The sequence below is a fragment of the Streptomyces sp. NPDC001750 genome (assembly GCF_042892615.1).
GTDB lineage: Bacteria > Actinomycetota > Actinomycetes > Streptomycetales > Streptomycetaceae > Streptomyces.
In genome coordinates this window covers 82,133-108,663 of the sequence record NZ_JBIAUE010000001.1, presented here as the reverse complement: position 1 = coordinate 108,663, position 26,531 = coordinate 82,133, and the positions used below count along the sequence as shown (strand labels likewise).

20 protein-coding genes are annotated in these 26,531 nt (G+C 71.5%); 7 read left to right on the top strand and 13 right to left on the bottom strand.

Features of this window, described 5'->3' with window-relative positions; genetic code table 11:
- Positions 1-163: 163 nt before the first annotated feature.
- From ACFYY6_RS00450 to ACFYY6_RS00435, 4 genes are all read right to left on the bottom strand, one after another.
- Positions 164-1,633 (bottom strand): catalase, encoded by a 1,470-nt coding sequence (locus ACFYY6_RS00450; protein WP_351525707.1) that lies wholly within the window; start codon positions 1,631-1,633, stop codon positions 164-166.
- 170 nt (positions 1,634-1,803) lie between these two features.
- Positions 1,804-3,726: a SpoIIE family protein phosphatase gene (locus tag ACFYY6_RS00445; RefSeq protein ID WP_389191047.1), complete on the bottom strand. Its 1,923-nt coding sequence runs from the start codon at positions 3,724-3,726 to the stop codon at positions 1,804-1,806.
- Between the two features lie 371 nt (positions 3,727-4,097).
- Positions 4,098-4,808 carry a DUF402 domain-containing protein gene (locus tag ACFYY6_RS00440; RefSeq protein WP_351525709.1) on the bottom strand — a complete coding sequence of 237 codons (711 nt, stop codon included), beginning with the start codon at positions 4,806-4,808 and terminating at the stop codon, positions 4,098-4,100.
- A gap of 233 nt (positions 4,809-5,041) precedes the next feature.
- A complete protein-coding gene (locus ACFYY6_RS00435) occupies positions 5,042-6,514 on the bottom strand; it encodes a class II fumarate hydratase (protein WP_351525710.1) in 1,473 nt (490 codons plus the stop codon).
- A gap of 136 nt (positions 6,515-6,650) precedes the next feature.
- Here ACFYY6_RS00435 and ACFYY6_RS00430 point away from each other — a divergent pair, with 136 nt between their 5' ends.
- Entirely contained in the window at positions 6,651-8,150 is a 1,500-nt protein-coding gene (locus ACFYY6_RS00430) for a ricin-type beta-trefoil lectin domain protein (protein WP_388648350.1), read from the top strand.
- Positions 8,151-8,310: 160 nt separating this feature from the next.
- On the opposite strand, the gene ACFYY6_RS00425 is transcribed toward ACFYY6_RS00430, so the two are convergent.
- Positions 8,311-9,612, bottom strand: a complete 1,302-nt coding sequence (locus ACFYY6_RS00425) for a M18 family aminopeptidase (protein ID WP_351518391.1) — start codon at positions 9,610-9,612, stop codon at positions 8,311-8,313.
- Positions 9,613-10,521: 909 nt separating this feature from the next.
- Positions 10,522-12,222: a fumarate hydratase gene (locus ACFYY6_RS00420; RefSeq protein ID WP_351518390.1), complete on the bottom strand. Its 1,701-nt coding sequence runs from the start codon at positions 12,220-12,222 to the stop codon at positions 10,522-10,524.
- A gap of 339 nt (positions 12,223-12,561) precedes the next feature.
- Between ACFYY6_RS00420 and ACFYY6_RS00415 the strand changes: the two genes are divergently transcribed.
- The gene (locus ACFYY6_RS00415) at positions 12,562-13,242 is read left to right on the top strand and encodes a DUF1707 domain-containing protein (protein ID WP_073781738.1); all 681 of its coding nucleotides are present in this window, start codon (positions 12,562-12,564) and stop codon (positions 13,240-13,242) included.
- Positions 13,243-13,630: 388 nt separating this feature from the next.
- Entirely contained in the window at positions 13,631-14,014 is a 384-nt protein-coding gene (locus ACFYY6_RS00410) for a WhiB family transcriptional regulator (RefSeq protein ID WP_351518389.1), read from the top strand.
- Between the two features lie 186 nt (positions 14,015-14,200).
- Here ACFYY6_RS00410 and glpX read toward each other — a convergent pair whose 3' ends face one another.
- Positions 14,201-15,232: a class II fructose-bisphosphatase gene (glpX, locus tag ACFYY6_RS00405; protein WP_360111918.1), complete on the bottom strand. Its 1,032-nt coding sequence runs from the start codon at positions 15,230-15,232 to the stop codon at positions 14,201-14,203.
- 142 nt (positions 15,233-15,374) lie between these two features.
- Between glpX and ACFYY6_RS00400 the strand changes: the two genes are divergently transcribed.
- On the top strand, positions 15,375-15,893 hold the full coding sequence (locus ACFYY6_RS00400) for a DUF4245 domain-containing protein (RefSeq protein ID WP_351518386.1): 519 nt from the start codon (positions 15,375-15,377) through the stop codon (positions 15,891-15,893).
- 241 nt (positions 15,894-16,134) lie between these two features.
- Here the strand turns inward: ACFYY6_RS00400 and ACFYY6_RS00395 are convergent, their stop codons facing one another.
- From ACFYY6_RS00395 to ACFYY6_RS00380, 4 genes are all read right to left on the bottom strand, one after another.
- Positions 16,135-16,725 carry a malonic semialdehyde reductase gene (locus ACFYY6_RS00395; protein WP_351518384.1) on the bottom strand — a complete coding sequence of 197 codons (591 nt, stop codon included), beginning with the start codon at positions 16,723-16,725 and terminating at the stop codon, positions 16,135-16,137.
- Positions 16,726-16,967: 242 nt separating this feature from the next.
- Positions 16,968-17,255, bottom strand: a complete 288-nt coding sequence (locus ACFYY6_RS00390) for an exodeoxyribonuclease VII small subunit (RefSeq protein ID WP_351518383.1) — start codon at positions 17,253-17,255, stop codon at positions 16,968-16,970.
- Between the two features lie 157 nt (positions 17,256-17,412).
- Positions 17,413-18,624 carry an exodeoxyribonuclease VII large subunit gene (gene xseA, locus ACFYY6_RS00385; RefSeq protein ID WP_351518381.1) on the bottom strand — a complete coding sequence of 404 codons (1,212 nt, stop codon included), beginning with the start codon at positions 18,622-18,624 and terminating at the stop codon, positions 17,413-17,415.
- 214 nt (positions 18,625-18,838) lie between these two features.
- A complete protein-coding gene (locus ACFYY6_RS00380; protein ID WP_388648343.1) occupies positions 18,839-20,242 on the bottom strand; it encodes an APC family permease in 1,404 nt (467 codons plus the stop codon).
- A 90-nt stretch (positions 20,243-20,332) separates the two neighbouring features.
- On the opposite strand from ACFYY6_RS00380, the gene ACFYY6_RS00375 reads away from it, so the two are divergent.
- Positions 20,333-21,325: a 4-hydroxy-3-methylbut-2-enyl diphosphate reductase gene (locus tag ACFYY6_RS00375; RefSeq protein ID WP_351518378.1), complete on the top strand. Its 993-nt coding sequence runs from the start codon at positions 20,333-20,335 to the stop codon at positions 21,323-21,325.
- A gap of 225 nt (positions 21,326-21,550) precedes the next feature.
- On the top strand, positions 21,551-22,291 hold the full coding sequence (ppgK, locus tag ACFYY6_RS00370; protein WP_351518376.1) for a polyphosphate--glucose phosphotransferase: 741 nt from the start codon (positions 21,551-21,553) through the stop codon (positions 22,289-22,291).
- Positions 22,292-22,572: 281 nt separating this feature from the next.
- Here the strand turns inward: ppgK and ACFYY6_RS00365 are convergent, their stop codons facing one another.
- Positions 22,573-23,187 carry a DUF6542 domain-containing protein gene (locus ACFYY6_RS00365; protein ID WP_351518374.1) on the bottom strand — a complete coding sequence of 205 codons (615 nt, stop codon included), beginning with the start codon at positions 23,185-23,187 and terminating at the stop codon, positions 22,573-22,575.
- Between the two features lie 594 nt (positions 23,188-23,781).
- On the opposite strand from ACFYY6_RS00365, the gene ychF reads away from it, so the two are divergent.
- On the top strand, positions 23,782-24,870 hold the full coding sequence (gene ychF, locus ACFYY6_RS00360; RefSeq protein ID WP_351518372.1) for a redox-regulated ATPase YchF: 1,089 nt from the start codon (positions 23,782-23,784) through the stop codon (positions 24,868-24,870).
- A 273-nt stretch (positions 24,871-25,143) separates the two neighbouring features.
- On the opposite strand, the gene ACFYY6_RS00355 is transcribed toward ychF, so the two are convergent.
- Complete coding sequence (locus tag ACFYY6_RS00355) at positions 25,144-26,313, bottom strand: hypothetical protein (RefSeq protein WP_351627469.1); 1,170 nt, start codon at positions 26,311-26,313, stop codon at positions 25,144-25,146.
- Positions 26,314-26,531: the final 218 nt, after the last annotated feature.

The window sequence follows — 26,531 nt, the reverse complement described above, 5'->3', positions numbered from 1 at the left end:
TGCGGGCGTCCCCGCGGCCATCCACCCCCCGGGCCACCCCGGGGCGGCCCGGGCCGGGCGCGGGGGGGCGGGGGGCCCCCGGGGGCCCCCCCCCCCCCGGGCCCCCCCCCCCCCGCCCCGTGCCTTTCTCGCGCCGTGCTCCTTCGTCCGGCGGACGGAGGAATCAGCCGCCGTCGACCTTCTTGGCGACCCGGTCGCCGAGGTCCTTGTCCACGTTGCGCCAGTACTGGAGCGCGCGCTCCAGGACCGGGGCGCTCACGCCCTCCAGCAGATGGCCGGAGATGTTGGACACCAGCCGGTCGCGGGCGGCGTCGTCCAGGACCTTGCGCACCATCGTGCCCGCCTGGCCCCAGTCGTCGTCCTCGCTGTGCAGCTTGTACGCCTCGTGCACCATCTCGCCCGCCGTGGCCCAGCCCGCCGGGTCGCCGAAGCGCTCGGTGTCCGCGGCCGGACCGCCGTACGAGTTCGGCGCGTAGACCGCTCCGGTGCGCGCGGGCTCGTACCGCATGGGGCCGTCCTTCGCGTAGGAGTTGCGGCCGAACCGGGGGCGGTTCGGGGGCAGCTGCGCGTAGTTCGGGCCGATCCGGTAGCGGTGCGTGTCCGGGTACGAGAACAGCCGGCCGAGCAGCATCTTGTCGGGCGACGGACCGATGCCCGGCACCAGGTTCGACGGCTCGAAGGACGCCTGCTCGATGTGGACGAAGAAGTCCTCCGGGTTCTCGTTCAGCGTCATCCGGCCGACCTCGATCTCCGGGTAGTCGGCGTGCGGCCAGACCTTCGTGAGGTCGAACGGGTTGAACCGGTAGTCCGGGGCGTCGTCGAACGGCATGATCTGGACGTACAGCGTCCAGCTCGGGTGGTCACCGCGCTTGATCGACTCGTACAGGTCGCGGCGGTGGACGTCGCCGTCGACGCCGGCCATCCGGTCGGCCTCGTCCTGCGTGTAGAAGTCGATGCCCTGGTCGGTCTTGAAGCGGTACTTGACCCAGAACCGCTCGCCGCCCGCGTTCACCCACATATAGGTGTGCGAGCTGTAGCCGTTCATCTGGCGGTAGGTCTTCGGGATGCCCCGGTCGCCCATCAGCCACGTCACCATGTGCGCGGACTCGGGGGAGAGCGTCCAGAAGTCCCACTGCATGTCGTGGTCGCGCACCGCGCTGTCCGGGCGGCGCTTCTGCGAGCGGATGAAGTCCTGGAACTTCATCGGGTCGCGTACGAAGAAGATCGGCGTGTTGTTGCCGACCATGTCGTAGTTGCCATGCTCCGTGTAGAACTTCAGGGCGAAACCGCGCGGGTCGCGCCAGGTGTCGGGGGAGCCCTGTTCACCGGCGACCGTGGAGAAGCGGGCGAGCATCGCGGTCCGCTTGCCCGGTTGGAAGAGGTCGGCCTTGGTGAACTGGCTGATGTCGTTGGTCACCTCGAAGAAGCCGTAGGCGCCGGAGCCCTTGGCGTGGACCACCCGCTCGGGGACCCGTTCCCGGTTGAACTGGGCCATCTTCTCGATGAGGTAGTGGTCCTGCAGCAGGATCGGACCGTCGGAGCCCACGGTGAGCGAATGCTCGTCGCTCTCCACCGGGATTCCGGCATTGTTCGTGGTGTAGGGGGTGTTCCTGGTCTTCGTTTCGTCGGACACGAGCGTCCTCCCGTCGGTGGGGGCTTCGTTCAGGTCGCCTTGTCCACGACTGAAGTCAACTCCGCCGACAGGAGGTCGGCAACATTTCGCTACCGTCCGTGCAGGGCTCTCCGCGCCGGGCCGTCCGCCCGGAACCGCGGGCCGCGCGGCCCGCCGTTCCGGATCGCGTTCTACGGGTTCCGGGCCGGCATTTCGAACCAGACCACCTTGCCGGTCGACAGCCGTGTCGCTCCCCACCGTCTGGCCAGTCGGTTCACCAGGAACAGGCCGCGCCCGCCCTCGTCCATGTCCCGGGCCCGGCGCTGCCGGGGCAGCTGCGGGGCGTCGTCCCCGACCTCGCAGCGCAGGAAGTCGGTGCGCAGCAGCCGCAGCGTCACCGGTCGCTCCGCGTAACGGACCGCATTGGTGACCACCTCGCTGACCAGCAGTTCCACCGACTCGGACAGCTCATCGAGCCCCCACCGGCTCAGCGCCCGCCGGGCCAGCCTGCGGGCCCGTCCCGGGGCGGTCTCCTCCGGTTCCAGGTGCCAGTAGGCGACGTCGCTGGGCGCGATGCCGTCGAACCGGGCGGCGAGCAGCGCGATGTCGTCGTCCCGGTCACCGGGGCCGAGCATGTCCAGGACGTCGTCGCACAGCGCCTCCAGCGGCGGCGAGTGGTCCGGGCCGGTCAGCCGGGCGGTGGCGGCGAGCCGTTCGCGCAGCATCTCGATGCCGGTCCAGACGTCCCGCAGCCGGGACTCCACCAGACCGTCCGTGTACAGGAGCAAGGTGGCACCTGCCGGTGCGTCCAGTTCGACCGCCTCGAAGTCCACCCCGCCGACGCCGATCGGGGCGCCGGGCGGCACCTTCAGCACCTCGGCACGGCCGCCCAGGTGCAGCAGGACGGGCGGCGGATGCCCGGCGTTGGCGATGGTGATGCGGTGCGCGACGGGGTCGTACACCGCGTACATGCAGGTGGCCATGCGGTCGCTGCCGAGGCGCTGCGCCTGCTCGTCGAGGTGGTGCAGCACCTCCTGCGGCGGCAGGTCGAGCTGGGCCAGGGTCTGCGCGGTGGTGCGCAGCTGCCCCATGATCGCCGCGGAGGTCATGGAATGGCCCATGACGTCGCCGACGACCAGGGCGACCCTGCTGCCGGGCAGCGGGATCGCGTCGTACCAGTCGCCGCCGACCCGGGCCGTCTCGGCGGCCGGGAGATAGCGGGAGGCGAGGCGGACGCCGGTCGGCTGCGGCAGCGAGTCGGGCAGCATGGTGCGCTGGAGCTCGTCGGCGATGTACGCCTCGCGTCCGTACAGCACGGCCTTGTCGATGCCGAGTGCGGTGTGCGTGGCGAGCTGGGCCGCGACCAGCAGGTCGTTGGACTCGAAGGCCGGCCGTTCCGCACCGCGCAGGAAGACGGCGGCGCCGATCACCCGCCGTCGGCCGCGCAGCGGGGCCAGGATCGCGCGATGCCCGGTGGGAACGGACCGGTCGGCGCCCAGCAGCTCGGGAAGCGCCGCGCGGGCCGCCGCGGAGTCCCCGAAGACCGGCCGCACCCCGCGCAGCACCTCGGCCAGCGCGCCGCCCGAGCGGACCTCGCACAGCTCGGCCGCGGGCGGCAGATCGCCGTGCGGGTCGACGACCGGCAGGCGCAGCCGCTCGATCTCGGACGGGGTGTCGGTCTCGTCCTCGTGCAGCCGCAGCCGGTCCGAGCGGCGCAGCCGCAGCACGAACGGGGAGACCGGCCGCTCGTCACCGACCGGCAGCGGGTCGCGGAGATAGACGAGTATGGCGTCGGAGAACGTCGGCACGCTGGCCCGGCACAGCCCCAGCACGATCTCGTCGAGGTCGATGCCGCGGGCGATCCGCCGGGTGGCGGCCCCGACGAAACGCAGCCGGTCGCCCTCGCGGCGGGCGGTGGCCAGCGGGTCGGGTCCGGCCGCCGCCGCGGCGGCCACCGGATTCCCGGCCGCGCCCGGTGCGGCGGCCGGGCCGGGGATCGCGGCGGAGGCATGGGAGGCGGCCGGCGCGGCGTCCTGCTGCCGCGGCCGGGTGCGTTCCTGCGGCCGTGCGGCGAGAGGCTGCCGGCCTTCGTGGGAGGTGGGATGCTCCGTCACGCGTGGGATTCCGTCCGTCCGGGCCGGTTGTATGAGGCAATCACCTCGTGGGGCGCTACTTTGCCCCGGCAAGAGCGGCGAAAACAACGGCTGTCACCGGATGCCCCCGAACGAGGGGCCGAAACCGGATACCCGTGGAGTGGTCCGGTGACAACGTTTCCGGCGACGGGGCGGGCGACACCGGGCACGTCTCCACCCCCTCGTAGTGGCTCATACGATTCATACGACTGATGTGGCCCATACAGCTCATGCAGTGCGTGATGCCCGTGCGGTGACTTGTGGTCAGGTCCGGTGCCGCGCGCTCCGGTTGGAGCCGTGCGGCACTTCGGAGGACGATCCTACGGTTGCCCCCCTGGGGTGCGACAAGGGTCTCATGACGCCATGTGCGTGGGGGTACGGTCCCAGTCATCCGGGAGGGCCGGAACCCGCCAGCCCGGATCCGGCCGCCAGTGCTCCCAGCCGTCACGGAACGGCGTGCCCCAGTCCCGGATCACCTCGACGGCGGCCAGGCCCGCCTCCCGCACCCGTCGCGCGGTCCCGGGGGCCAGCAGCCCGACCCGCTGTGCCTGGGCGAACTCGTCCTCGTCGCGCCAGACCCAGCTGCGGTCCGGGTAGACGGAGATGTCGAGAAAGTGGTCCTCGGAATCGATGCCGCCCGCCCAGCGGGTGCGCGGCTCCTCCAGGTTCACGTACCAGCTGCGGAACTGCCAGCCGCTCTCCCAGAACAGCCAGATCGACCAGGGTTCACCCGGACGGGCGAGTTTCAGCACACCATTGCCGAGCCAGGGCGAGCGCGCGGTGGTGCGCGGGGCGGTGTAGCGGGTGGCGAGCGGCTCGTCGTGCACGTCGGTGCCGTCCGTCAGGACCGGCTTCACGCACTCGGTGCCGGGCGCCACCCACACCGCGAGCAGTTCGTCGGTGTCCTGCACGACGGTGACGGGGCGGCAGATGTGGACCGGTCCGGGGGCGCGGTCCGTCCCGTCGTCCCCGTTCCCGTCCCGCGGCGGCGGGACGTTGCCGCGGTAGCGCCACAGGATCTGGTCCCCCGGCGCCCAGTGCTCGTTGTATCCGGTGCCTGCCATGGGCAGATCCTAGGGCCTGTTCTGAGTTGGTCCGTGGAGCGAGGAGCGGCGTCCGGCACCGTCGAATCCAAGGCGGAGGAGGGAGTCGACGCGGGGCGTCGGCGACCGACGACAACGCGGGAGGCGACGGTGCCGGACGCCGCGACGCCGCGGGCGGATTCGGAACAGGCCCGAGAGGTGCCGCCCGTCGCCGGCCCCTCCCGAAGACGCGACGGACCCCTTTGCCGCGGACCTCAGGGACGGGTCATGCGCAGCACGTCCAGGGCCTCGTCGAGCTGCTCCACCGTCAGGTCGCCCCGCTCGACGTAGCCCGACTCCAGCACCACCTCGCGGATCGTCCGGCGCTCGGCCAGGGACTTCTTGGCGACCTTCGCCGCCTCCTCGTAGCCGATGTACTTGTTGAGCGGGGTGACGACGGACGGCGAGGACTCGGCGTACTCCCTGGCCCGCTCCACGTTCGCGGTGATCCCGTCGACCGTGCGGTCCGCGAGCAGCCGCGAGGCGTTGGCCAGCAGCCGGACCGACTCCAGCAGGTTCTTCGCGATGACCGGGAGCATGACGTTCAGCTCGAAGTTGCCCGCCGCGCCCGCGACGGCGACCGTCGTGTCGTTCCCCGTCACCTGGGCGGCGACCATCAGGACGGCCTCGGGGACGACCGGATTCACCTTCCCCGGCATGATCGACGAACCCGGCTGGAGATCGGGCAGGGCGATCTCGGCGAGGCCGGTGCGCGGCCCGGAGGACATCCAGCGCAGGTCGTTGGAGATCTTGGTGAGCGAGACGGCGATGGTGCGCAGCTGGCCCGAGGTCTCCACGAGGGCGTCCCGCGCCCCCTGCGCCTCGAAGTGGTCGCGGGCCTCGGTGAGCGGAAGCCCGGTGACACGGGCGACCTCGGCGATGACGGCGGCGGAGAAGCCGGGCGGGGTGTTGATGCCGGTGCCGACGGCCGTGCCACCCAGCGGCAGCTCGGCGAGGCGGGGGAGGGAGGCGCGCAGCCGTTCGATCCCGTACCGGATCTGTGCCGCGTAGCCGCCGAACTCCTGTCCCAGGGTGACGGGCGTGGCGTCCATGAGATGGGTGCGCCCCGACTTCACGACCGTCGCGAACTCGGCGGCCTTGCGCTCCAGCGCGGTGGCGAGGTGGTCCAGGGCCGGGACGAGGTCGTGCGTGACGGCGGCGGTCGCGGCGATGTGGATGGAGGAGGGGAAGACGTCGTTGGACGACTGCGAGGCGTTGACGTGGTCGTTCGGATGGACCGGGCGGCCCAGGCGCTCGGTGGCGAGGGTGGCCACGACCTCGTTGGTGTTCATGTTGGACGAGGTGCCGGACCCGGTCTGGAAGACGTCGACCGGGAAATGCGCGTCCCAGCGGCCCTCGGCGACCTCCTCGGCGGCCTCCCGGACGGCCCGGGCGATGTCCCGGTCGAGCACGCCCAGCTCGGCGTTGACCTCGGCGGCGGCCGCCTTGATCCGGGCCAGGGCCTCGATGTGGGCCCGTTCCAGGCGTTGCCCGGAGACCGGGAAGTTCTCCACCGCGCGCTGCGTCTGGGCCCGCCACTTGGCGTCCGCGGGCACCCTCACCTCGCCCATCGAGTCGTGCTCGACACGGAAGTCGGTGCCGTCGGCGGGGGCCTGTGCGGCCCTCCCCGAGGGGATTTGCGCGGGCGCCCGCGCGGAGTCCGGTGCCGGGGTCTGTGCGTCGTCCATGAATGCAACCTCCTGAAGAAGGTGAGCACTTATCTTGTTCCGTCTATTCCCAAGACGGCTACCGACCAGTAAATACCGGGGGTAACAACAACCCCCGGGAGGCGCAGTGCAGCGCACCAGACACACACTCCGCCGCATGGTCGCGACCGCCGCGGCCATGGCGGCGGCCTTCGGCGGCCTGGCCGTCGCGGCGGGGCCGGCGGGCGCGGCGGACCGGTCCGCCGCCGGCACCACCGCATCCACACCCCTCTCCCCGGAACTGGAGGCCATCCGGGCCGCCGAGGCCGTCAAGCTGTACGGCGACCCGGCCGAGCGCCCCCTCGCCGAGCGCAAGACCGGACTGATCTCGCTCGGCGACAGTGAGATCTCCGGCGAGGGCGTCGGCACGTACGAGTCGGGCACCAACGGCCCCGACAACTGGTGTCACCGCTCGCCCGACTCCGCCATCCACCGCACCGGCATCGCGGCCGACGTCACCTACAACGTCGCCTGCTCGGGCGCGTACACGGGCAACATCGTCATCGGCGGTTCGAAGCAGTACGCCGACGAACTCGTGCAGAGCGACAACCTCGCCGTCAAGGCCCGCAACACCCGTATCAAGATGATCCTGCTGGTCGCCGGGGCCAACGACGACCTCCAGTTCGGCCCGGTCATGACCGACTGCGTCGAGCGCTGGATCCTCTCCAAGGGCACCTGCCAGCCGACGTACGAGGGCGGCTGGCAGCAGCGCGTCGACGGACTCGTCCCCAAGGTCGAGAAGACGGTGCGCGACCTGCGGACCGTCATGTCCGGTGCCGGGTACCGCGACAACGACTACAAGCTCGTGGTCATGGGATACCCGAGCCCGATCGGCCCCGACTTCTACGACAACCCGAACTTCCCCGGCAAGCTGCCCGGCGGCTGCGCGGGTTACGACTCCGACGCCGCCTGGGGCCGCAACGTCGCCGTGCCCGCCTTCGAGCGCGGCATGCGGAAGGTCGCGGCCGACACCGGGGCCGTCTACCTCGACAACTCGCGGCTGTTCCACGGCCACGAGGTGTGCAGCGAGGACACCTGGGCCCGCGGTCTGTACATCGACCTGGGGCACTTCCCGCCGGACGCCAACTCCGTCCGGCAGTCCTTCCACCCGAACGCGCGCGGCCACGCAGCCTTCGCCTCCTGCCTGACCCAGCTCTACGACTCGGGCCTGCGCGAGGCGAGCTGCGCCGATCCGGCCAGCACCGGGAAGCCGACGCTCCAACCGGTGGCGTGGGACGACGTCTTCGAGCCCCTCAGGAACCAGGCCACGGGGACCTGCGTGGACGTCCCCGCCTCGGTGACCCGCAACGACACCACGATCGCGGGCTGGGAGTGCCACGGCGGCCGCAACCAGGGCTGGTGGTACGACTCCGTTACGAAGAGCCTGCGCACGGAGCTGAGCCACGACCGCTGCCTGGACGTGCCGGCCGCCGACTACAAGGCGGGCGCCCGGCTCATCCTGTGGAACTGCTCGGGCGCGGCCAACCAGCGCTTCGTAGCGGAGGCGGGCACCCTGCGTCCGGCCGCCGCGACGGGGCTCTGCCTGACGCTCGCGTCGGCCAGGGACACGCTGCGGCTGCAGAACTGCGACGGTAGCGCGAACCAGCGGTTCGCCTGACGTCGTGAGGCGATGACGCCGTGACGCGATGACAGCGGCGGGAGGGGTGGGGCGGTCCGGACCGTCCCACCCCTCCCGTGTGCCGACCGGGCGCCGCAGGCCCTTCGGGCCCGTGCCGGGCCCCTGCGCGGCCGGGGTCCGCGCGGTCGACCGCCAGATGTCAGTCGGATGCCATGAACGCGCCCAGGACGGCGGCCAGATGACCGGGATCGGCGGCCCCGCACAGTTCGCGCGCCGAATGCATGGACAGCCCGGGTACTCCGACGTCGACCGTCGTGACGCCCAGCCGGGCCGCGGTGAGCGGGCCGATGGACGTGCCGCACGGCATCGCGTTGTTGGAGACGAACGGCTGCCATGGCGCGCCCGCCCGCTCGCACGCCGCCGCGAACACCGCCATGCCCGTGCTGTCGGTCGCGTACCGCTGGTTGACGTTGACCTTCACCGTCGGGCCGCCGTTGGGCAGCGGCTGATGACCCGGATCGTGCCGTTCCGCGTAGTTGGGGTGCACGGCGTGCGCCATGTCGGAGGACACGCAGAACGCGCCGGACAGGGCCCTGGCCCAGTCCTCCGAGCCGCCGCCGCGCGCGGTGACCGAACGGTTGAGCACCCGCTCCAGCAGCGGGCTCTGCGCGCCCGTCTCCGAACCGCTGCCGACCTCCTCGTGGTCGAACGCGGCCAGGACGGGGATGTACGCGGGCTCGTCGGGCGCGGTCGCCGCGGCCGCCAGCGCCGTCACACCGGCGTGCACGGACACCAGGTTGTCCAGCCGCGCCGACACCACGAACTCCCGGTCCGCACCCAGGTATCCGGGCGGCTGGACGTCGTGGAGCATCAGGTCCCAGCCGAGCACGTCCTCCCGGTCCGCCTCCACGGTCCGCGCGACCCGGCGCAGCAGCGCACCCTCCTCGGGCGCCCCGAGCGCCCACAGCGGGGCGAGATGGCGCTGCCGGTCGAGGGCCAGCCCCTCGTTGACCGTGCGGTCCAGGTGGATGGCCAGCTGGGGCACCCGCAGCAGCGGTTCGTCGATCTGGACGAGCCGGGACTCGACCGTGCCGCCGGGCCCGCGCAGCGCCAGCCGCCCCGAGATGCCGAGATCGCGGTCGAGCCAGGTGTTCAGCGGGACGCCGCCGTACACCTCCACGGCGACCTGCCGCCAGCCCGCCGTCCCGGTGTCGGGAGTGGGTTTGACCCGCAGGTTGGGCGAGTCGGTGTGCGTGCCGACGATCCGGAAGGGGGTGTGGGCGGGGGCGCCCTCGGGGACGTACCACGCGATCAGGGCACCGCCGCGGGTGACGAAGCAGCCGCCGGTCGTGCCCGTCCAGTCGTCCGTGCCGCGCAGCTCTCGGAAGCCGGCCTTCTCCAGGCGCTGGGCGGCGCAGGCCACCGCGTGATACGGGGAGGGGCTGGCCTTGATGAAGGACAGCAGGTCGTCGGCGTGGCTGCGGTGGGGAAGCGGCGTCATACGGCGTCCGCCTTTCCGGTGTTCGACGGTGAGGTGACAGTGCCCGGGCCGCGTCCGGCCGCTAGGTGCGGGTCGGGTGCGGTCCGGGTGTGGGGGGTGGCGGCTGGGCTGCTGTTTTCCGGGACTTCTTCCGTTTCCGGGACTTCTTCCGGCTACGGGTTCCCGGCGAGGGCTCCCGGTTCCCCGCGACCGCGGAGCGCCGAGCACGTCGGGGCCCTCGACAACCCACCGCAGGGGCCCGGTACGGCGCAAGTCCCCGGCACGCCCCGCTGCGTGAAAGCGGCGGTGCCGGACCGGCCGCCGGGGAGCCCGGGACCGGGGCGTGCAAGGGCGCGCGGCGCCCGTACGGAGGGGGTTCGAGGGGGGTCCCGAAGGTCGGCGGGGGGCGCGCGTACCGGACGCGCGCCCCTGTGCCCGGCCGGGTGACCGGTCCCGCGTGGACCGCCGCGAAATTGGCTGAAACTTGCCGTACATGATCGCTGGTGACGCCCACCCGTCATGGCCGGTTCGGGGGTGGGCGCGGGACGGCGTCCCGCCGTCGGACCCTCGTCACATGGACCGTGTTCCGGCCGCGGCCGGGGCCCACGGGCCGGCCCCGGGATCCTCCGGGCCGGCGGAGGGCCGTACGCCCGCCGAACGCGTACGCCGGAACGCATGCCGAACGCGCATGCCCGAACGCATGCAGCCGCGCACCCCGGAACGCGCGCCGCCGCGCCCCCGGTCGTGGGGGCGCGCGCTCATGACCGGGGTGCGCGGCGGTCGTGCTGCCGTACTTCCGTACCTTCGTGGCTCCATGCCCGCACGCGGGGACGGCCCCTGTCGCGCGAACGTGGCACTCGGGCTCGCAGTGTCGTGTTCGCGCGAAGGGGCGTGCTCCTCCGCGTCCGGGCGTGTGTTCTTCCCGGGGCGTCAGGCGAGGCCGGGGCCTCGCACCGGAATGCTGGTGAACGTCGGCGCGGCGGCCGGCTCGGTGAAGAAGTCGTTGCCCTTGTCGTCGACGACGATGAACGCGGGGAAGTCCTCGACCTCGATCCGCCACACCGCCTCCATGCCGAGCTCCTCGTACTCGACGACCTCGACCTTCTTGATGCAGTCCTGCGCGAGGCGCGCCGCCGGGCCGCCGATCGAGCCGAGGTAGAAGCCGCCGTGCGCCTCGCAGGCGTCGGTGACCTGCTTGGAGCGGTTGCCCTTGGCGAGCATCACCTTGGAGCCGCCCGCCGCCTGGAACTGCGCGACGTAGCTGTCCATGCGGCCGGCCGTGGTCGGGCCGAAGGAGCCGGACGCGTACCCCTCGGGGGTCTTCGCCGGGCCCGCGTAGTAGACCGGGTGGTCCTTCAGGTACTGCGGCATCTCCTCGCCCGCGTCCAGCCGCTCCTTGATCTTGGCGTGCGCGATGTCGCGGGCCACGACCAGCGGACCGGTCAGCGAGAGCCGGGTCTTGACCGGGTACTTGGTCAGCTCGGCGAGGACCTCGTCCATCGGCCGGTTGAGGTCGATCTTCACACTCTGCCGTTCAGCGGCTTCGCCGCGGGCACCCGCCTCGTCGAGGTGCTCGTCCGTGGTGTCCGGCAGGAAGCGCGCCGGGTCCTTCTCCAGCTGCTCCAGGAAGACGCCCTCGGCGGTGATCTTCGCGACGGCCTGGCGGTCCGCCGAGCAGGACACGGCGATCGCGACCGGCAGCGACGCGCCGTGGCGGGGGAGGCGGACGACGCGTACGTCGTGGCAGAAGTACTTGCCGCCGAACTGGGCGCCGATGCCGATCTTCTGCGTCAGCTCGAAGACCTTCTCCTCCAGCTCCTTGTCCCGGAAGCCGTGGCCGGTGGGGGAGCCCTCGGCGGGCAGCTCGTCCAGGTAGTGCGCGGAGGCGTACTTCGCGGTCTTCAGCGCGAACTCGGCCGACGTGCCGCCGACGACGATCGCCAGGTGGTAGGGCGGGCAGGCGGCCGTGCCCAGTGAACGGATCTTCTCCTCCAGGAACTTCATCATGGAGGTCTCGTTCAGTACGGCCTTCGTCTCCTGGAACAGGAACGACTTGTTGGCCGAGCCGCCGCCCTTCGCCATGAAGAGGAACTTGTACGCGCCGCCGTCGGTGGCGTACAGCTCGATCTGCGCGGGCAGGTTGGAGCCGGTGTTCTTCTCCTCCCACATGGTGAGCGGAGCCATCTGCGAATACCGCAGGTTGAGCTTGGTGTAGGCGTCGAAGACGCCGCGCGACAGCGCCTCCTCGTCACCGCCCTCGGTGAGCACGTTCTGCCCGCGCTTGCCCATGACGATCGCGGTTCCGGTGTCCTGGCACATCGGCAGGACGCCCGCGGCGGCGATGTTCGCGTTCTTCAGCAGGTCGAGCGCGACGAACTTGTCGTTCGACGACGCCTCGGGGTCGTCCACGATCCGCCGCAGCTGCGCGAGGTGGGAGGGGCGCAGGTAGTGCGAGATGTCGTGCATGGCCTCGGCGGCCAGGGTGCGCAGCGCCTCCGGGGAGACCTTGAGGAACGTACGACCGTCGGCCTCGAAGGTGGAGACACCCTCGGAGGTCACCAGACGATAGGGCGTGGTGTCCTCTCCCAGGGGGAGCAGATCGGAGTACGCAAACTCTGGCATTACGGCCATTCCTCACTCGGCAGACGGCGCTGGCCTCCCTCGGGCAGCGCATCCACCAGGGTAGAACCCCGTACGGACGCCGAAGCTGTGAGGTAGGGCTCAGTCCCGGCCTCCGCCCGAAGGGTTTCGTCCGGACGCCTGCCCGGGAGGGCTGGTGCGGGCGTCTGTCCGAGAGGGGGCGCGCGGGTGCGGACGCGGCGTTGGCGAAACGGCCCTCGGCGGGGACGTCGCGGACGGCGCGCACGCGGTGTGGCCGGCCAGGGGTTTCATGGATGTGGGCATGGACGCGACACGGCGGGGCGGAGCAAGGGGTAGTCGCGATCTATCGCGTTTCGGTACGCTGGGGCGGTGGACCTCGAAAAGCACCCCCAGAAGCCCGTAGCCCCGGCCGAGCCGGCCGGTATCCGCGCCTCCGACGCGGACCGTGACCGGATCGCGGACATCCTGCGCGAGGCCATGGCCGAGGGCCGGCTCACCGCCGAGGAACACTCCGAGCGGGTCGACGCGGTCTATCGCGCCAAGACCGTGGGTGAACTCGAACCGCTGGTGCGGGATCTGCCCGCGCCCGGCGGCGCCCGCCCGACCGTCGCCCCCGGCGTCCAGGGCCAGGAGGACGCGGCGGGTCCGGGCGGCCCGGCGGAGAGCCTCGTGGCGATCTTCAGCAGTTCCACCCGCAGGGGGCGCTGGCGGGTCGGCGGCCGTACGAACGCCTTCGCCTTCTTCGGCAGTGTGGAGATCGATCTGACGGAGGCACTTTTCGGCCAGAGGCTCACGGTGATCAACGCGACCTCCGTCTTCGGCAGCGTCGACATCAGGGTCCCCGAGAACATCTCGCTGCGCGGCGGCGGCACCGGTGTCTTCGGCAGTTTCGAGGTCTCCACGCTGGAATCCGCCGACCCCGAGGCGCCCGTGGTCGTCGTCAACGGATATTCGGTGTTCGGCAGCGTCGACGCCAAGCCCAAGCGTGGGAAGTTCATCGAGGACCTCCAGGACCGGCTGCGCAAGCAGATGCGCAAACACCTGGGCTGAGGCGGCGGAGCGGGGCGTGCGGGAGGGATCCGTTCGGAATTCCCGGAACTCCTCCCGGACCCCGGTGCGCCACCTCCGAAACACCTCCGGCTGCCTCCAAGGCGCATCCGAGCGGCTCGCAAGGCGTTTCCAAGGCACCTCCGAACCGATTCCGGGTCGCTTCGAGCCGCTTCCGGGCCGTTTCGGAAGCGCTCCGGAACCGACCCTCGGATCGTCCTCGAAACGCCCCGGAATCGCCTTCGGATCGCCTTCGAAATTCGGCCAAATCCCTGACCAGAGGCACGTGTGAGGCCCGGAACCGAGGGCCACTCAGTGCATAGGCGCACGCACAGCGGGTAGGGACTGCTGCATCGTCTTCTCGCTCCGAAGCCGTCGTCAGGAGTAGACCGTGCTGCAACTGCCGCATCAGCCCCTGCAGGTCGCCGCCGTTCCTCCCCAGCGCATTCCCGCTCGGGAGGACCAGGCCGGCCCCTGGCACTCGGAGGCGGTGTGCCGCCGCGACGAGGCCGGGCTGTTCTTCGCTCCGTCGAAGGAGCCGACCGCCGCCAGACTCGCGCGGGAGGAGTCCGCGAAGCGGGTCTGCGCGCGCTGCCCGGTGATGGTCGAGTGCCAGGAGCACGCGCTCATACAGCCGGAGCCGTACGGCGTGTGGGGCGGTCTCACCGCCGCCGAGCGCCGCGTGGTGCTCGCCCGGCGCAGGCGGCGCGAGATGGAGCTGAAGGCGTCGTCGGCGTCCACCGGGGCGCCGAACCGCGTCGCCGCGGCGGGCTGACGGGCACACGGCCGCGCAGGGCCGGCGAGCGGACGGCCGGGGAGCGAGCCCGTCCACGCGCGCGGGCACCCTCGTGCACGCGAAGAGGCGCCCCACCGCACAGTAGGGGCGCCTCTTCGCGTACGTCCCCTGCGTTCGGGAACGGGCCCACGGGCCGGACCCACCGGGTCCGCGGGGAAGGGGGGGTTACTTCGCGCGGTCGAAGTCGATCGCGCTGTAGGCGCGAAGCTTCGAGAGCCGGTGCGTCGAGTCGATCTTCCGGATGGTGCCGGACTTGGACCGCATGACGATCGACTCGGTGGTCGCCGTCTCCGCGCGGTACCGCACGCCGCGCATCAGCTCGCCGTCCGTGATGCCGGTCGCGACGAAGAACACGTTGTCGCCGCTGACCAGGTCGTCGGTGGACAGCACCCGGTCCAGGTCGTGCCCGGCGTCCAGGGCGCGCTGCCGCTCGGCCTCGTCCTTCGGCCAGAGCTTGCCCTGGATGACACCGCCGAGGCACTTTATGGCGCACGCCGAGATGATGCCCTCCGGGGTGCCGCCGATGCCCATCAGCAGGTCCACGCCGGTCCCCTCGCGGGCGGCCATGATCGAGCCCGCGACGTCGCCGTCGGAGATGAACTTGATGCGGGCGCCGGTCTCCCGGATCTCCTTGACGATGCCCTCGTGGCGCGGGCGGTCGAGGACGACGACGGTGACGTCCTCGGGGGAGGAGTTCTTCGCCTTCGCGACACGGCGGATGTTCACCGAGACGGGCGCGTTGATGTCGACGAAGTCGGCGGCCTCGGGTCCCGTGACCAGCTTGTCCATGTAGAAGACCGCGGACGGGTCGAACATGGCGCCGCGGTCGGCGGCGGCCAGCACGGCGATCGCGTTCGGCATGCCCTTGGCGTTGAGCGTCGTGCCGTCGATCGGGTCCACCGCGATGTCGACCTCGGGGCCCGTGCCGTCACCGACGCGCTCCCCGTTGAACAGCATGGGGGCTTCGTCCTTCTCGCCCTCGCCGATGACGACGACGCCGTTCATCGACACGGTGGAAACGAGGGTTCGCATGGCCTTCACGGCGGCCCCGTCGGCGCCGATCTTGTCCCCGCGGCCGACCCAGCGCCCCGCCGCCATGGCGGCGGCCTCGGTGACCCGGACCAGCTCCAGGGCGAGGTTGCGGTCGGGGGCCTCCGGGGAGACCTCGAGCTGGGACGGCAGATGATGCTCGGACATCGGAGCGCACCTTTCTGTACGGCGACGACCGGAAGAGGGTGCAATGACTCTATCGCCAGGTCGATAAAATGAGCAGACCGGGTCACTTTTGAGCGCTTGACCCGAGCGGCGGGTCCGTCGTCCCTGATGCGACCATGGACCCGTGGCTAGCAAGCGAGGCAAGCAGACGGTGCGGGGGATGTTCCTGTCGATGGCGGTGGCCACCGGCACGGCAGGGCTCGTTTACATCTTCGTTCCGCATGACGAGAACGCCAACCCGGTCAAGGCGATCGACTACCGGGTGGAGCTGGTGACGGCGCGGCGCGCGGCGCCGTACCCAGTGGCCGCCCCGGACGGGCTCGCCAAGGACTGGAAGCCGACCTCGGTCAGCTACGACCGCGAGAACGGCGACAGCTGGCACCTGGGTTTCCTCGACCCGGACGGCAAGTACGTCGCGGTGGAGCAGTCCACCTCCCTGGCGGAGAAGTACGTGACCGAGGTCAGCCAGAACGCCAGGAACACCGGGCGCACCCGGCAGGTCGCCGGTGAGGCGTGGCAGCACTGGAAGGGCGACAAGTACGACGCCCTCGTGCTCCGGGGCAAGGACGCGACCACGGTGGTGACGGGGTCCGCCCCGACGGAGCGGCTGGCGGAGATGGCCGCCGCGCTCAAGGAATCCTGACTCGCCGGGAGCCCTGGCCCGCCGGATCCCTGATCCGTCAGGATTCCGCACCTGCCGGGATTCCCGGCGCGTCGCCCTCCGGCGTCCCTGCGCGGCGGAGTGCTTGGGGCGCCCCCGAGCCGCGCTCCGGGCCCGCAGGGCGCTCAGGGAGGCCCCGAGACGTGTATGGGCGCATGGAAAGGCCCCGGATCGGCAGCGAGCGGCGCTGCTCCGGGGCCTTCTTCCTGTCCGCGTCGCGCGATCAGACGGTCGTGACGACCTCGTCGTAGGAGAGGCGCGGCAGACGCGGGAACCAGGCGTCCTCGCCCGGCTTGCCGATGTTGACGACCATCAGCACGTTGTGGTCGCCGTCCAGGAACTCCTTCTCGATGCCCGCGGCGTCGAAGCCGGTCATCGGGCCGGCGGCCAGGCCGGCGGCGCGGACGCCCAGGATGAAGTACGCGGCCTGCAGCGAGCCGTTGAGTGCGGCGGACGACTCGCGGACCGGGCGCTCGGCGAAGAAGGCGTCCTTGGCCTGCGGGAAGTGCGGCAGCAGGGCCGGAAGCTCCTCGTGGAACTCGTTGTCCGTGGCCAGGATCGCGACCAGCGGGGCGGTGGAGGTCTTCGGCTGGTTACCCTCGGCCATGTGCTTCACGAGGCGCGCGCGGGCTTCGTCGGAGCGGACGAGGACGACGCGCAGCGGCGACTGGTTGAACGCGGTGGGGCCGTACTTGACCAGGTCGTAGATCGCCTGGACCTGCTCATCGGTGACCGGCTCGTCGGTGAAGGTGTTGGCGGTACGGGCCTCACGGAAGAGGAGGTCCTGCGCGGCGGGGTCGAGAACGAGGGACATGGTGCGGTGATGCCTTCCGGGTTGTGCGCGTGGTTCGTGCAACGCGGAACACCGTAAGGCAGAGGTGTATTAACTTTCAACTAAACTCGGAGGGGAGTGATCCGTTCCACAGGACGCGGGCAGCGTCCGCGGGACGGGCCAGGGTGTCAGGGCCCGGCAGGGTGTGTCGGCGCGGGGCATCCGGGGCCCGCGGCGGCCCCGGACATCCTCGTCCGCTCCCGGACGCCCTCGGACACCGGAGCTCAGTCGTCGTCGCCCGCCGCGCCGCCACCGTCCCGCAGGGGCGCGTCGTCGGCCTTCTGGGGGCTGGTCGGTCCGGCCAGGGCTGCGTCCAGTCGCGCGCGGGCGCCCTCCAGCCAGTGCCGGCACACCTTCGCCAGCTCCTCGCCCCGCTCCCAGAGAGCGAGGGACTCTTCCAGCGTCGTACCGCCCGCCTCCAGGCGGCGTACCACCTCGATCAGCTCGTCACGGGCCTGCTCGTATCCGAGCGTGCCCGTGGCACCGGCCGTCGCGGCCCCGTCGTCCGTCATATGCCCCACCCTACGTTCCGGCCCGCCTCGGGCCCTCGACCTCGTCGTCCGTCATCGCCGCCGTCCGCGCACCGCGCCGAGGGCGTGCGGTGTTCTCCTGCCCGTCGTGGTGCGGGCCCGCACGGCGTGGTTCCTCGTGGCGCGGCACGGCCGGAGCTCACTCGGCCACCCGCACCGCGAACTCGCCTCCCGACACCCGCGCCCGGAGCACCTCACCCGCAGGTCCCGCGTCCTCGGGGGCCCGCACCACGTGGCCGTCCGCGCGCTGCAGCACCGCGTATCCGCGCTCCAGGGTCGCCGCAGGCGACAGCGCGACCACACGCGCCCGGGTGTGGGCGAGCTCCGAGTCCGCCCGGTCCAACAGATGCCCCAGCACCCGTCGGCTCCGTCCGACCAGGGCGTCGATCTCCGACTCCCGTTCGTCCACCATCCGCTGCGGGTGCTCCATCGACGGTCTGGCCAGCGCGTACGCCAGCCCCCGCTCCTCCCGATCCAGCAGCCCCCGGACCGACCGCAACGCCCGGTCCCGCAGCTGCCGCACCCGGTCCAGCTCCTCGCCCACATCGGGCACGATCTTCTTCGCCGCGTCCGTCGGCGTCGAGGCGCGCAGGTCCGCGACCAGGTCGAGCAGCGGGGAATCCGGCTCATGACCGATCGCGGACACCACCGGCGTACGGCACGCGGCGACCGTACGGATCAGCTGCTCGTCCGAGAACGGCAACAGGTCCTCCACGCTGCCGCCGCCCCGGGCCACGACGATCACGTCGACGTCCGGGAGGTCGTCCAGCTCCTTCACGGCCTGGACCACCTGATTGACCGCGTGCACCCCCTGCACGGCCGTGTTCCGCACCTCGAACCGCACGGCGGGCCAACGGCGGCGGGCGTTCTCCAGCACATCGCGCTCGGCGGCCGAGGCCCGCCCGCAGACCAGCCCGATCAGCTGGGGCAGGAACGGCAGCGGCTTCTTCCGGTCGAGCGCGAAGATCCCCTCGGCGGCCAGCGACTTCCTCAGCTGTTCGAGCCTGACCAGCAGCTCACCGACGCCGACCGGCCGTATTTCCGTGGCCCGCAGTGACAGCTGTCCGCGGGGCGCGTACCACTCGGGCTTCGCGAGGACGACGACCCGCGCCCCCTCCGTCACCACGTCGGCGATCCGGTCGAAGACCTGGCGGAAGCACGTCACGCCCAGCGAGACGTCCCGCGAGGGGTCGCGCAGCGTCAGGAAGACCACACCGGCGCCGGGCCGCCGTGACAGCTGGGTGATCTGTCCTTCGACCCAGACCGCCCCGAGCCGGTCGATCCAGCCACCGATGAGCCGCGATACCTCGCCGACGGGCAGCGGAGCTTCGGCGGACGTTTGGAGAGCCATGCGAGTGAGCGTATCCGTCGGCACCGACAATCGGCCGCCCGCGAACCGGCCACGCCGTCACCGTCCCCCACCTCGCTCCCGCCCCGTCCGAATGCCGCACCGTGCGTCCGTCGGAACGCACAGCCGTGGGGGCGTACATCCGCCGGGACGCACAGCCGTGGGGGCGTACATCCGCCGGGACGTACAGCCGTCGGGAGCGGGGTGTGCGGCTCCGTCACGCCGGTCGCCGCCCCCACTGCACCGCCAGCACCACCAACCCCACTCCCAGCCAGCACACCCCCACCACCTGGGCGCTCGCGGTCGCCGCCATGATCACCGCGACCAGCACCCCCGCACCCACCACCGGCACCAGCACATGCCGCCACCAGCTCGGCGGCCCCGCCATCCGGCGTACGGCGAACCAGCCGACCACCGACGCGTGCAGCAGCACGAACGCCGTCAGTGCCCCGATGTCGACGACCGACACCAGATGGTCGAGACCGTCGGGGCGCCGGGCCGCCCACACGGCGGCCACCAGCGCGATCGCCGCTGTCAGCAGGATCGCGAACCGCGGTACTCCCGACCGCGGATCGACCCTGGACAGCAGCGACGGCAACCGCCGCTCCCTGGCCATCGCGAACACCAGACGTCCCGCGGCCGCCTGCCCCGCCAGCGCCGCGAAGGCCGCCCCGACCGCCTTGCTGATCGCCACCAGATCGTGCAGCCAGGTCCCGACCGACGCGTCCACCGTGTCGTAGAACGCCGACCCCTGCGCGGCCGGATCGGTGGCCAGTTCCGCCGACGTCATCGGCTCCAGCAGCGCCGCCAGGTACCCCTGCGCCACGAACAGCGTGCCCGCGAGCACCAGACAGAACAGCACCGCCCGCGCCACCTTCGCCGAGCCGCCCGTCACCTCCTCGGCGAACGAGGCGATCGCGTCGAAGCCCAGGTACGACAGCACCGCGACCGACACCGCGCCCAGCACCGCCGACAGGGCGAAACCGGAGTCGCCCGTGAACGGGGTCAGCCACCCGCGCTGCGCCCCGCTCCGCAGGAGCACCGCCACCGCCGACACCAGGAACACCAGCAGCACCAAGATCTCCATCATCAGGACCGCGAACCCGACCCGGGCGGCGGCCCGTACGCCCCACAGATTGAGCAGCGTGGTCACGACGACGGCGAGCGCCGTCCACACCCATCGCGACACCGACGGCACGAGAGCGTTCAGCGCGATCCCGGAGAAGAGGTAGGCGACGGCCGGGATCAGGAGGTAGTCGAGCATCGCCATCCACCCCGCGACGAACCCTGCTCCCTCCCCGAGCCCCTTGCGCGCGTAGGCGAAGACCGAACCCGCCAGCGGGGCGACGCGCACCATCTGGGCGTAGCTGAAGGCCGTGAACGCCATCACGACCGTCGCCGCGACGTAGACCAGCGCGACCGCGCCGCCCGACTTCGCGTCGAGCGTCCCGAACACCCCGACGGGCGCCATCGGCGCGATGAAGAGGAGTCCGTAGACCACCAGATCCCGGAATCCGAGCGTCCGCCGCAGTCGGCCCGGCTCCTGGTGCGCGCCCTTCACCTCCGCGCCGACGCCGCCGCTGCCTCCGCCGTCGCCGCTGCCGCCTCCGGTCCCCGACATGAGCCCTCCGTCGATCGCGTACGCACCAGATCGCGTACGCATCAGTCTGGCGACCCCGTCGATCTTCCGCCCGTCCGGCGCGGCCTTACGATGGGGCCCATGACTGCTCCGACACCTCGCCGCGTCCTGCTCGCCGCTCCCCGTGGCTACTGCGCGGGCGTGGACCGTGCCGTGATCGCCGTGGAGAAGGCCCTGGAGCAGTACGGCTCCCCGGTCTACGTACGCCACGAGATCGTCCACAACAAGTACGTCGTACAGACCCTGGAGAAGAAGGGCGCGATTTTCGTCGAGGAGACGGCGGAGGTCCCCGAGGGCTCGATCGTGATGTTCTCCGCGCACGGCGTCGCGCCGACCGTGCACCAGGAGGCGGCCGAGCGGAAGCTCGCCACGATCGACGCGACCTGCCCCCTGGTCACCAAGGTCCACAAGGAGGCCGTCCGCTTCGCGCAGCAGGACTTCGACATCCTCCTGATCGGCCACGAGGGCCACGAGGAGGTCATCGGCACCTCCGGCGAGGCCCCCGACCACATCACGCTGGTCGACGGCCCCGAGGACGTCGCGAACGTCGAGGTGCGCGACCCGTCGAAGGTCGTGTGGCTCTCCCAGACCACGCTCTCCGTCGACGAGACGATGGAGACGGTCGGCGCGCTCAAGGAGAAGTTCCCGCTCCTGGTCTCGCCGCCCAGCGACGACATCTGCTACGCCACGCAGAACCGGCAGACCGCGGTGAAGCAGATGGGCGCTGACGCCGACCTCGTGATCGTCGTCGGCTCCAAGAACTCCTCGAACTCGGTCCGCCTGGTCGAGGTCGCCCTCGGCGCCGGTGCCGGCGACGCCCACCTGGTCGACTTCGCCGACGAGATCGACGAGGCGTGGCTGGAGGGTGTCTCCACGGTCGGCGTCACCTCGGGCGCGTCCGTTCCCGAGGTGCTGGTCGACGGCGTCCTGGAGTGGCTGTCGCGGCGCGGCTTCGAGGACGTGGAGATCGTGAAGGCGGCCGAGGAGTCCATCACGTTCTCGCTGCCGAAGGAACTCCGCCGCGACCTGCGGGCCGAGGCCGCCGAGCTGGTCGAGGGCAAGTAGCTCCGACCGAAGCCGGCGGAGCCACCGAAGGGGCGGAACCATCGATGCGGTCGGACCCGCCGAAGCGGCGGGGCCACCGACGAGGATGAGTTCGCAGAAGCGCGCGGAGCCGCCGGAGCCGCCGGTGCCGCCTACGGGCGCAGGGCGGCTGTGGCGGCCGTGGCGGCCGTGGCCGTTGCGCGCTCCGGGAAGTGGCCCGGGCCGCCTGCCCGTACCGTGGATTCCATGGAGATCTTCGGCGTGGACATCGGCGGATCCGGGATCAAGGGCGCTCCCGTTGACCTGGAGCGCGGAGACCTGGCGCAGGAGCGCTACAAAGTACTCACACCGCACCCGGCCACGCCCAAGGACGTGGCCGACCACGTGGCCGAGGTGGTCGGCCACTTCGACTGGTCGGGGCCGGTGGGCATCACGTTCCCCGGCGTCGTCACCGACGGGTGCACCCGCTCTGCGGCCAACGTAGACAAGAGCTGGATCGACGCGGAGGCCCGCCGGATCCTGAGCGACCGGCTCGGCCTGCCCGTAACCCTCCTGAACGACGCCGACGCCGCGGGCATCGCGGAGATGGCGTTCGGCGCGGGGCGGGGCCGCGGAGGAACCGTGATCATGCTGACGTTCGGTACGGGGATCGGCAGCGCCCTGTTCACCGACGGCAGGCTCGTGCCCAACACGGAGCTGGGCCACCTGGAACTGGAGGGCCGCGACGCGGAGACGCACGCCTCCACCAAGGTCAAGGAGGACGAGGGCCTCGGCTGGCACCACTGGGCGCGCAGGGTGCAGAAGTATCTGATGCACGTGGAGATGCTGTTCTCGCCCGAGCTCTTCATCATCGGCGGCGGGGTCAGCCGCAAGGCCGACAAGTTCCTGCCGCTGATCGAACATGTCCGGGCCGAGATGGTGCCGGCGGAGCTGCAGAACAACGCGGGCATCGTGGGCGCGGCGATGGCGGCGTCGGACAGGGCGTAGATCGGACGGGGCGTAGCGGCGCGGAAGCCGGAGGGGCCGCGGGGGCGGGCGAGGGGCCGGGCGTACGGTGCCGCCCGCCGGGCGGCCGGGTACGAGCCGTGAGCCATACGCGAGCGCCCCCGCAGGCGTACACCCTGCGTGCGTACGCCCCGGCAAGGAGCGCGCACCGACCTCCGAGCGCGCCCCCGAGCCCGGCTCGGGAGCTCCGCCCCGGCCTCGGGGGCCGAAAGGTCCCGGCCTCGGTAACGGCCAGAGGGTCTACGCAACGGCCACGGTCGTGGTCAGCGCCGGGGCCGGCGCGTCTCCCTCGGGTCGCGGGGCGCCTGCGCGGCGGACATCTCCCGGCGCTGCCGTTGCCGCAGGCGCATCATCCGTACCTTCCGCACGGTCGCGATGAGCCCGGCGACGAGCGTGCCGCCGTACAGCCAGCCCGCGTGCACGGCGAGGGCGGTGACGAGCGCCATGGTCTGACCGGCGAAACCTCCCTCACCGCCGGAGATCGGGATGATCCCGACGGCGAACGCGATCGGCACGATGATCGGGGCGGTCACCAGGTCGGCGGGCCGCACCCACAGCGCGGTCAGCGCGCTGACCGGCAGGAACAGCACGCCGTACACGGTCGCCGAGCCGTCGAACAGCAGCGAGGCGAGGCACGCCAGCGCGAACATGACGGCGGCGGCGAAGAGACCCGCGCCGATGCCGGTCAGCCGGGGATTGGGCAGCCTGCGGAGCGCGAGAACGACGGGCGGCACCGGCCGGGACCGGCCACCCGGCTTCGCGTCCACCACCCGGTAGACGGTGGCGGCTTCGTCGATGGTGCCCTGCGGGGACGGCGGGGCCTGCTGGGACTGGCCGCGCCGCGGGCGCTGCGGGGGACGTGTTCTGGGCTGCTCCACCGTGACAACGTAGGTCGCCGGATGGCAGGAAGCGGGTGCGGGACACGCCCTTTGGGTGACGTCTGGGGTGAGTTCGATGCCACACGGCCGAACGGGAACCGAACCGCTCTTGACCGAACCGGGCCCGCTCCCGGCCCGAACGGCCGGCTTCCCGCCGGCTTCCCGCCGGTTTCGCATCGGATTCCACGGCCCTCGGAACGCGGGGCCGCGCCTACGGGAGGTCCCGCGCCGTCGGTGCCTGCGGGGCCCCGGGGCCGGGACACCTGGGCCGTGCCCACCGGAGCTCGGACCGCCCGGTGCTGGGGGCGCCGGGCCGCCCGGCCGCACGTGCCCGCCGGGACCTTTGGGCCGTGCCTGTCGGAGCCCGGCCTTCCGTGCCCGCGGGACCCCTGGGCCGCCCGGCCGTCCGTGCCCGCCGAGACGCCGACCCGTGACCGACGGGCCCCGGAGACCGGGCTGTGCCCGCAGGAGCCTCGGCCCTGCCTGCCCGAGCCCGGTTGCCGGACCGGCCGCTCGCCCCCGCCCGTAAACTGGAGAATCGGCCCACCCGGGCCGAGGCCACCCCGCCCTCCCATCCTTCAGGAAGTCGCCAACGTGTCGCTCACGATCGGAATCGTCGGTCTGCCGAATGTCGGCAAGTCGACCCTGTTCAACGCCCTGACCAAGAACGACGTGCTGGCGGCCAACTACCCGTTCGCCACGATCGAGCCCAATGTCGGTGTCGTCGGCGTCCCCGACGCGCGTCTGAACAAGCTGGCGGAGATCTTCGGCTCCCAGCGGCTGCTGCCCGCGACGGTCGACTTCGTCGACATCGCCGGCATCGTCCGCGGTGCCTCGGAGGGCGAGGGCCTGGGCAACAAGTTCCTCGCGAACATCCGTGAGTCGGACGCGATCTGCCAGGTCATCCGCGCCTTCAAGGACGAGAACGTCGTCCACGTCGACGGCAAGGTCTCGCCGAAGGACGACATCGAGACGATCAACACCGAACTGATCCTCGCCGACCTCCAGTCCATCGAGAAGGCCGTGCCGCGCCTCACGAAGGAGTCCCGCCTCCAGAAGGACAAGGTCGCGGTCCTCGCCGCGGTCGAGGAGGCCCAGAAGATCCTGGAGTCCGGCCAGACCCTGTTCGCCGAGGGCATCACGGCGGGCACCGAGAAGGGCAGGCTCCTCCACGAGCTGCACCTGCTCACGACCAAGCCCTTCCTCTACGTCTTCAACGTCGACGAGGAGGAGCTGGTCGACGAGGACTTCAAGAACGAGCAGCGCGCCCTGGTCGCCCCCGCCGAGGCGATCTTCCTCAACGCCAAGATCGAGTCCGAGCTGATCGAGCTCGAGGACGACGAGGCCCTGGAACTCCTCCAGTCCATGGGCCAGGACGAGCCCGGCCTCGCCACCCTCGGCCGCGTCGGCTTCGACACCCTGGGTCTCCAGACCTACCTGACGGCGGGCCCCAAGGAGGCCAGGGCCTGGACGATCAAGAAGGGCGCCACCGCCCCCGAGGCGGCCGGTGTGATCCACACCGACTTCCAGAAGGGCTTCATCAAGGCGGAGATCATCTCCTTCGAGGACCTGGTCGAAACCGGCTCGGTCGCCGAGGCGCGCGCCAAGGGCAAGGCCCGCATGGAGGGCAAGGACTACGTGATGCAGGACGGCGACGTGGTGGAGTTCCGCTTCAACGTGTGAGCGGATGAAGTGACACCACATCGGCCGGCCTGGCAGACATGCAGGTCGGATAGGGGTCGACTCTTTCGGGAGTCGGCCCCTTGCCGGTTTGCGTGCTCTGCGGGTGCTGGATTTCCTGACGCATGGTCACCTGGGCATGGGCTGGAAGGTGGCGCCGAGCGGCGTTGGCGGCTGACGGGACGCGCACGCGGAACCGCCCCGGTGTGTCGGCCCTCTCCATGACGACGCGAGCCCGCTCCCTATCGGTCCCCAGGTCGTAAGGTCTCCGAGACCCTAGTCGGCAAGTGGGTCGAGCATCGGTCGGAAGGAGGAGTCCTCCTCGTCGGAGACGTACGGGAGGAAGCCGTCGGGAACGGTACGGGCGGCAGTGGCGAGGAGGCGGGCCAGGACTTCCCGCTCGGTGGCCGGGGGGAGCCGAAGGGCGGCGAGCAGCCGGTCGCGGACGGTGGGGTGGTCCGGGTGGTCGTCGAGGTAGTCGGAGTTGAGAGCAGGAGGGCGGAAGCCGGCCAGGGCGTCGTGCCAGGACGGGAGGACGATGGCGAGGGTGAGGGCCTCGGCCAGGGACTCGGCGATCAAGGATGCCTGGCCCTCGGAGTCGGTGTAGAGGACGGGGCGGGGGCCGTCGGGGACGGCTGGGCCGCAGAGATAGTGGGTGCCGCCCGCGTTACAGCCGGCGACGGGCTCCACCGGCAGGCTGTTGGGCAGGGCGATCGGCTCGATCGGGTCGGTGCGGGCGAGGTCGAACTCGCCGTCGCAGGCCAGATAGGAGGCGACCTCGGGATGCGCGGTGATCCTGCGGAGCAGGGCGGCGTCCGAGAGAGCGGCCGGATTGAGGGCCGCGGTGATCGCAGGAGTGAGGGGGTGTCCGGCGAGGACGTGGCGGACGGCGTCGAGGGGAATGGGGCGTTCGTAGTAGTCCTCGAAGTGGGCCCGGACGGTCTCGGGGGAGCGGTCGGTGAGGAGGCGAAAGAGGAAACCGGAGCCGTCCGGGTCTTCGCTGCCCGGCGGGAAGGTGATGGCCGAGCCGGTGCGCCAGGCCGTGTCGCCGGTTTCCCGCCATAGACAGGCGGTGACGCGAGGGGCGTCGATGCCCTCGTCGCAGAAGGCGGGTTCGTTCAGGAGCGGACTCAGTGCGGCGGGTACTTCGTCGATGACGCCGGGCCAGACCTGCTCGTCGTCCGTTCCGTACGGGCTCATCTCCGACTCGTGGTCGAAGCCGCGTATGAGCACGCCGGCCGGGGTGAAGAGGACGGAGAAGTCGTCTCCCGAGCCGTTCTTCATCAGGGCTGCCTCTTCACCAGGGCCCCAGGCGGTGTCGAAGGTGTGGCGGCAGAACCGCGGATCGTCGCCGATCGTGGCGTCCAGAATGGCCAACGCGCGAAGGTGAGCGCAGAGTTCGTCCGGGTCGGGGAGACGGGTGGCGGTCTCGTGCACAGGGCTCATGACGCCATGCAAGCATCCACCACTGACAACTCGGCACGGCCTGGCCCGGACAGTCGTGCGCGCGGGCTTGTGGAGGAGGTTCCGGCTCCACGTGTGACCTGTCCGGGACAAGGTCGCCACGCCGCGGGATGAAGCGGGTCCGGCGGCCCGTGCCGTGTCAGGGGCGTGTCCGCAGCAGGGGCAGGGGCAGGGCAGGGGCGGTGGCGGTCCCATCCGCG

Excerpts from the sequence above, each read along its gene's own strand:
- ACFYY6_RS00395 (WP_351518384.1), bottom strand. The coding sequence starts at position 16,725 with ATGTCCCTCGTTCTCGACCCCGCCGCGCAGGACCTCCTCTTCCGTGAG.
- glpX (WP_360111918.1), bottom strand. The coding sequence starts at position 15,232 with ATGTCCGAGCATCATCTGCCGTCCCAGCTCGAGGTCTCCCCGGAGGCC.
- ACFYY6_RS00435 (WP_351525710.1), bottom strand. The coding sequence starts at position 6,514 with ATGGACGACGCACAGACCCCGGCACCGGACTCCGCGCGGGCGCCCGCG.
- ACFYY6_RS00425 (WP_351518391.1), bottom strand. The coding sequence starts at position 9,612 with ATGACGCCGCTTCCCCACCGCAGCCACGCCGACGACCTGCTGTCCTTC.
- ACFYY6_RS00420 (WP_351518390.1), bottom strand. The coding sequence starts at position 12,222 with ATGGCCGTAATGCCAGAGTTTGCGTACTCCGATCTGCTCCCCCTGGGA.
- ACFYY6_RS00390 (WP_351518383.1), bottom strand. The coding sequence starts at position 17,255 with ATGACGGACGACGGGGCCGCGACGGCCGGTGCCACGGGCACGCTCGGA.
- ACFYY6_RS00440 (WP_351525709.1), bottom strand. The coding sequence starts at position 4,808 with ATGGCAGGCACCGGATACAACGAGCACTGGGCGCCGGGGGACCAGATC.
- ACFYY6_RS00380 (WP_388648343.1), bottom strand. The coding sequence starts at position 20,242 with ATGTCGGGGACCGGAGGCGGCAGCGGCGACGGCGGAGGCAGCGGCGGC.
- ppgK (WP_351518376.1), top strand. The coding sequence starts at position 21,551 with ATGGAGATCTTCGGCGTGGACATCGGCGGATCCGGGATCAAGGGCGCT.
- ACFYY6_RS00355 (WP_351627469.1), bottom strand. The coding sequence starts at position 26,313 with ATGAGCCCTGTGCACGAGACCGCCACCCGTCTCCCCGACCCGGACGAA.
- ACFYY6_RS00375 (WP_351518378.1), top strand. The coding sequence starts at position 20,333 with ATGGGGCCCATGACTGCTCCGACACCTCGCCGCGTCCTGCTCGCCGCT.
- ACFYY6_RS00430 (WP_388648350.1), top strand. The coding sequence starts at position 6,651 with ATGGTCGCGACCGCCGCGGCCATGGCGGCGGCCTTCGGCGGCCTGGCC.
- xseA (WP_351518381.1), bottom strand. The coding sequence starts at position 18,624 with ATGGCTCTCCAAACGTCCGCCGAAGCTCCGCTGCCCGTCGGCGAGGTA.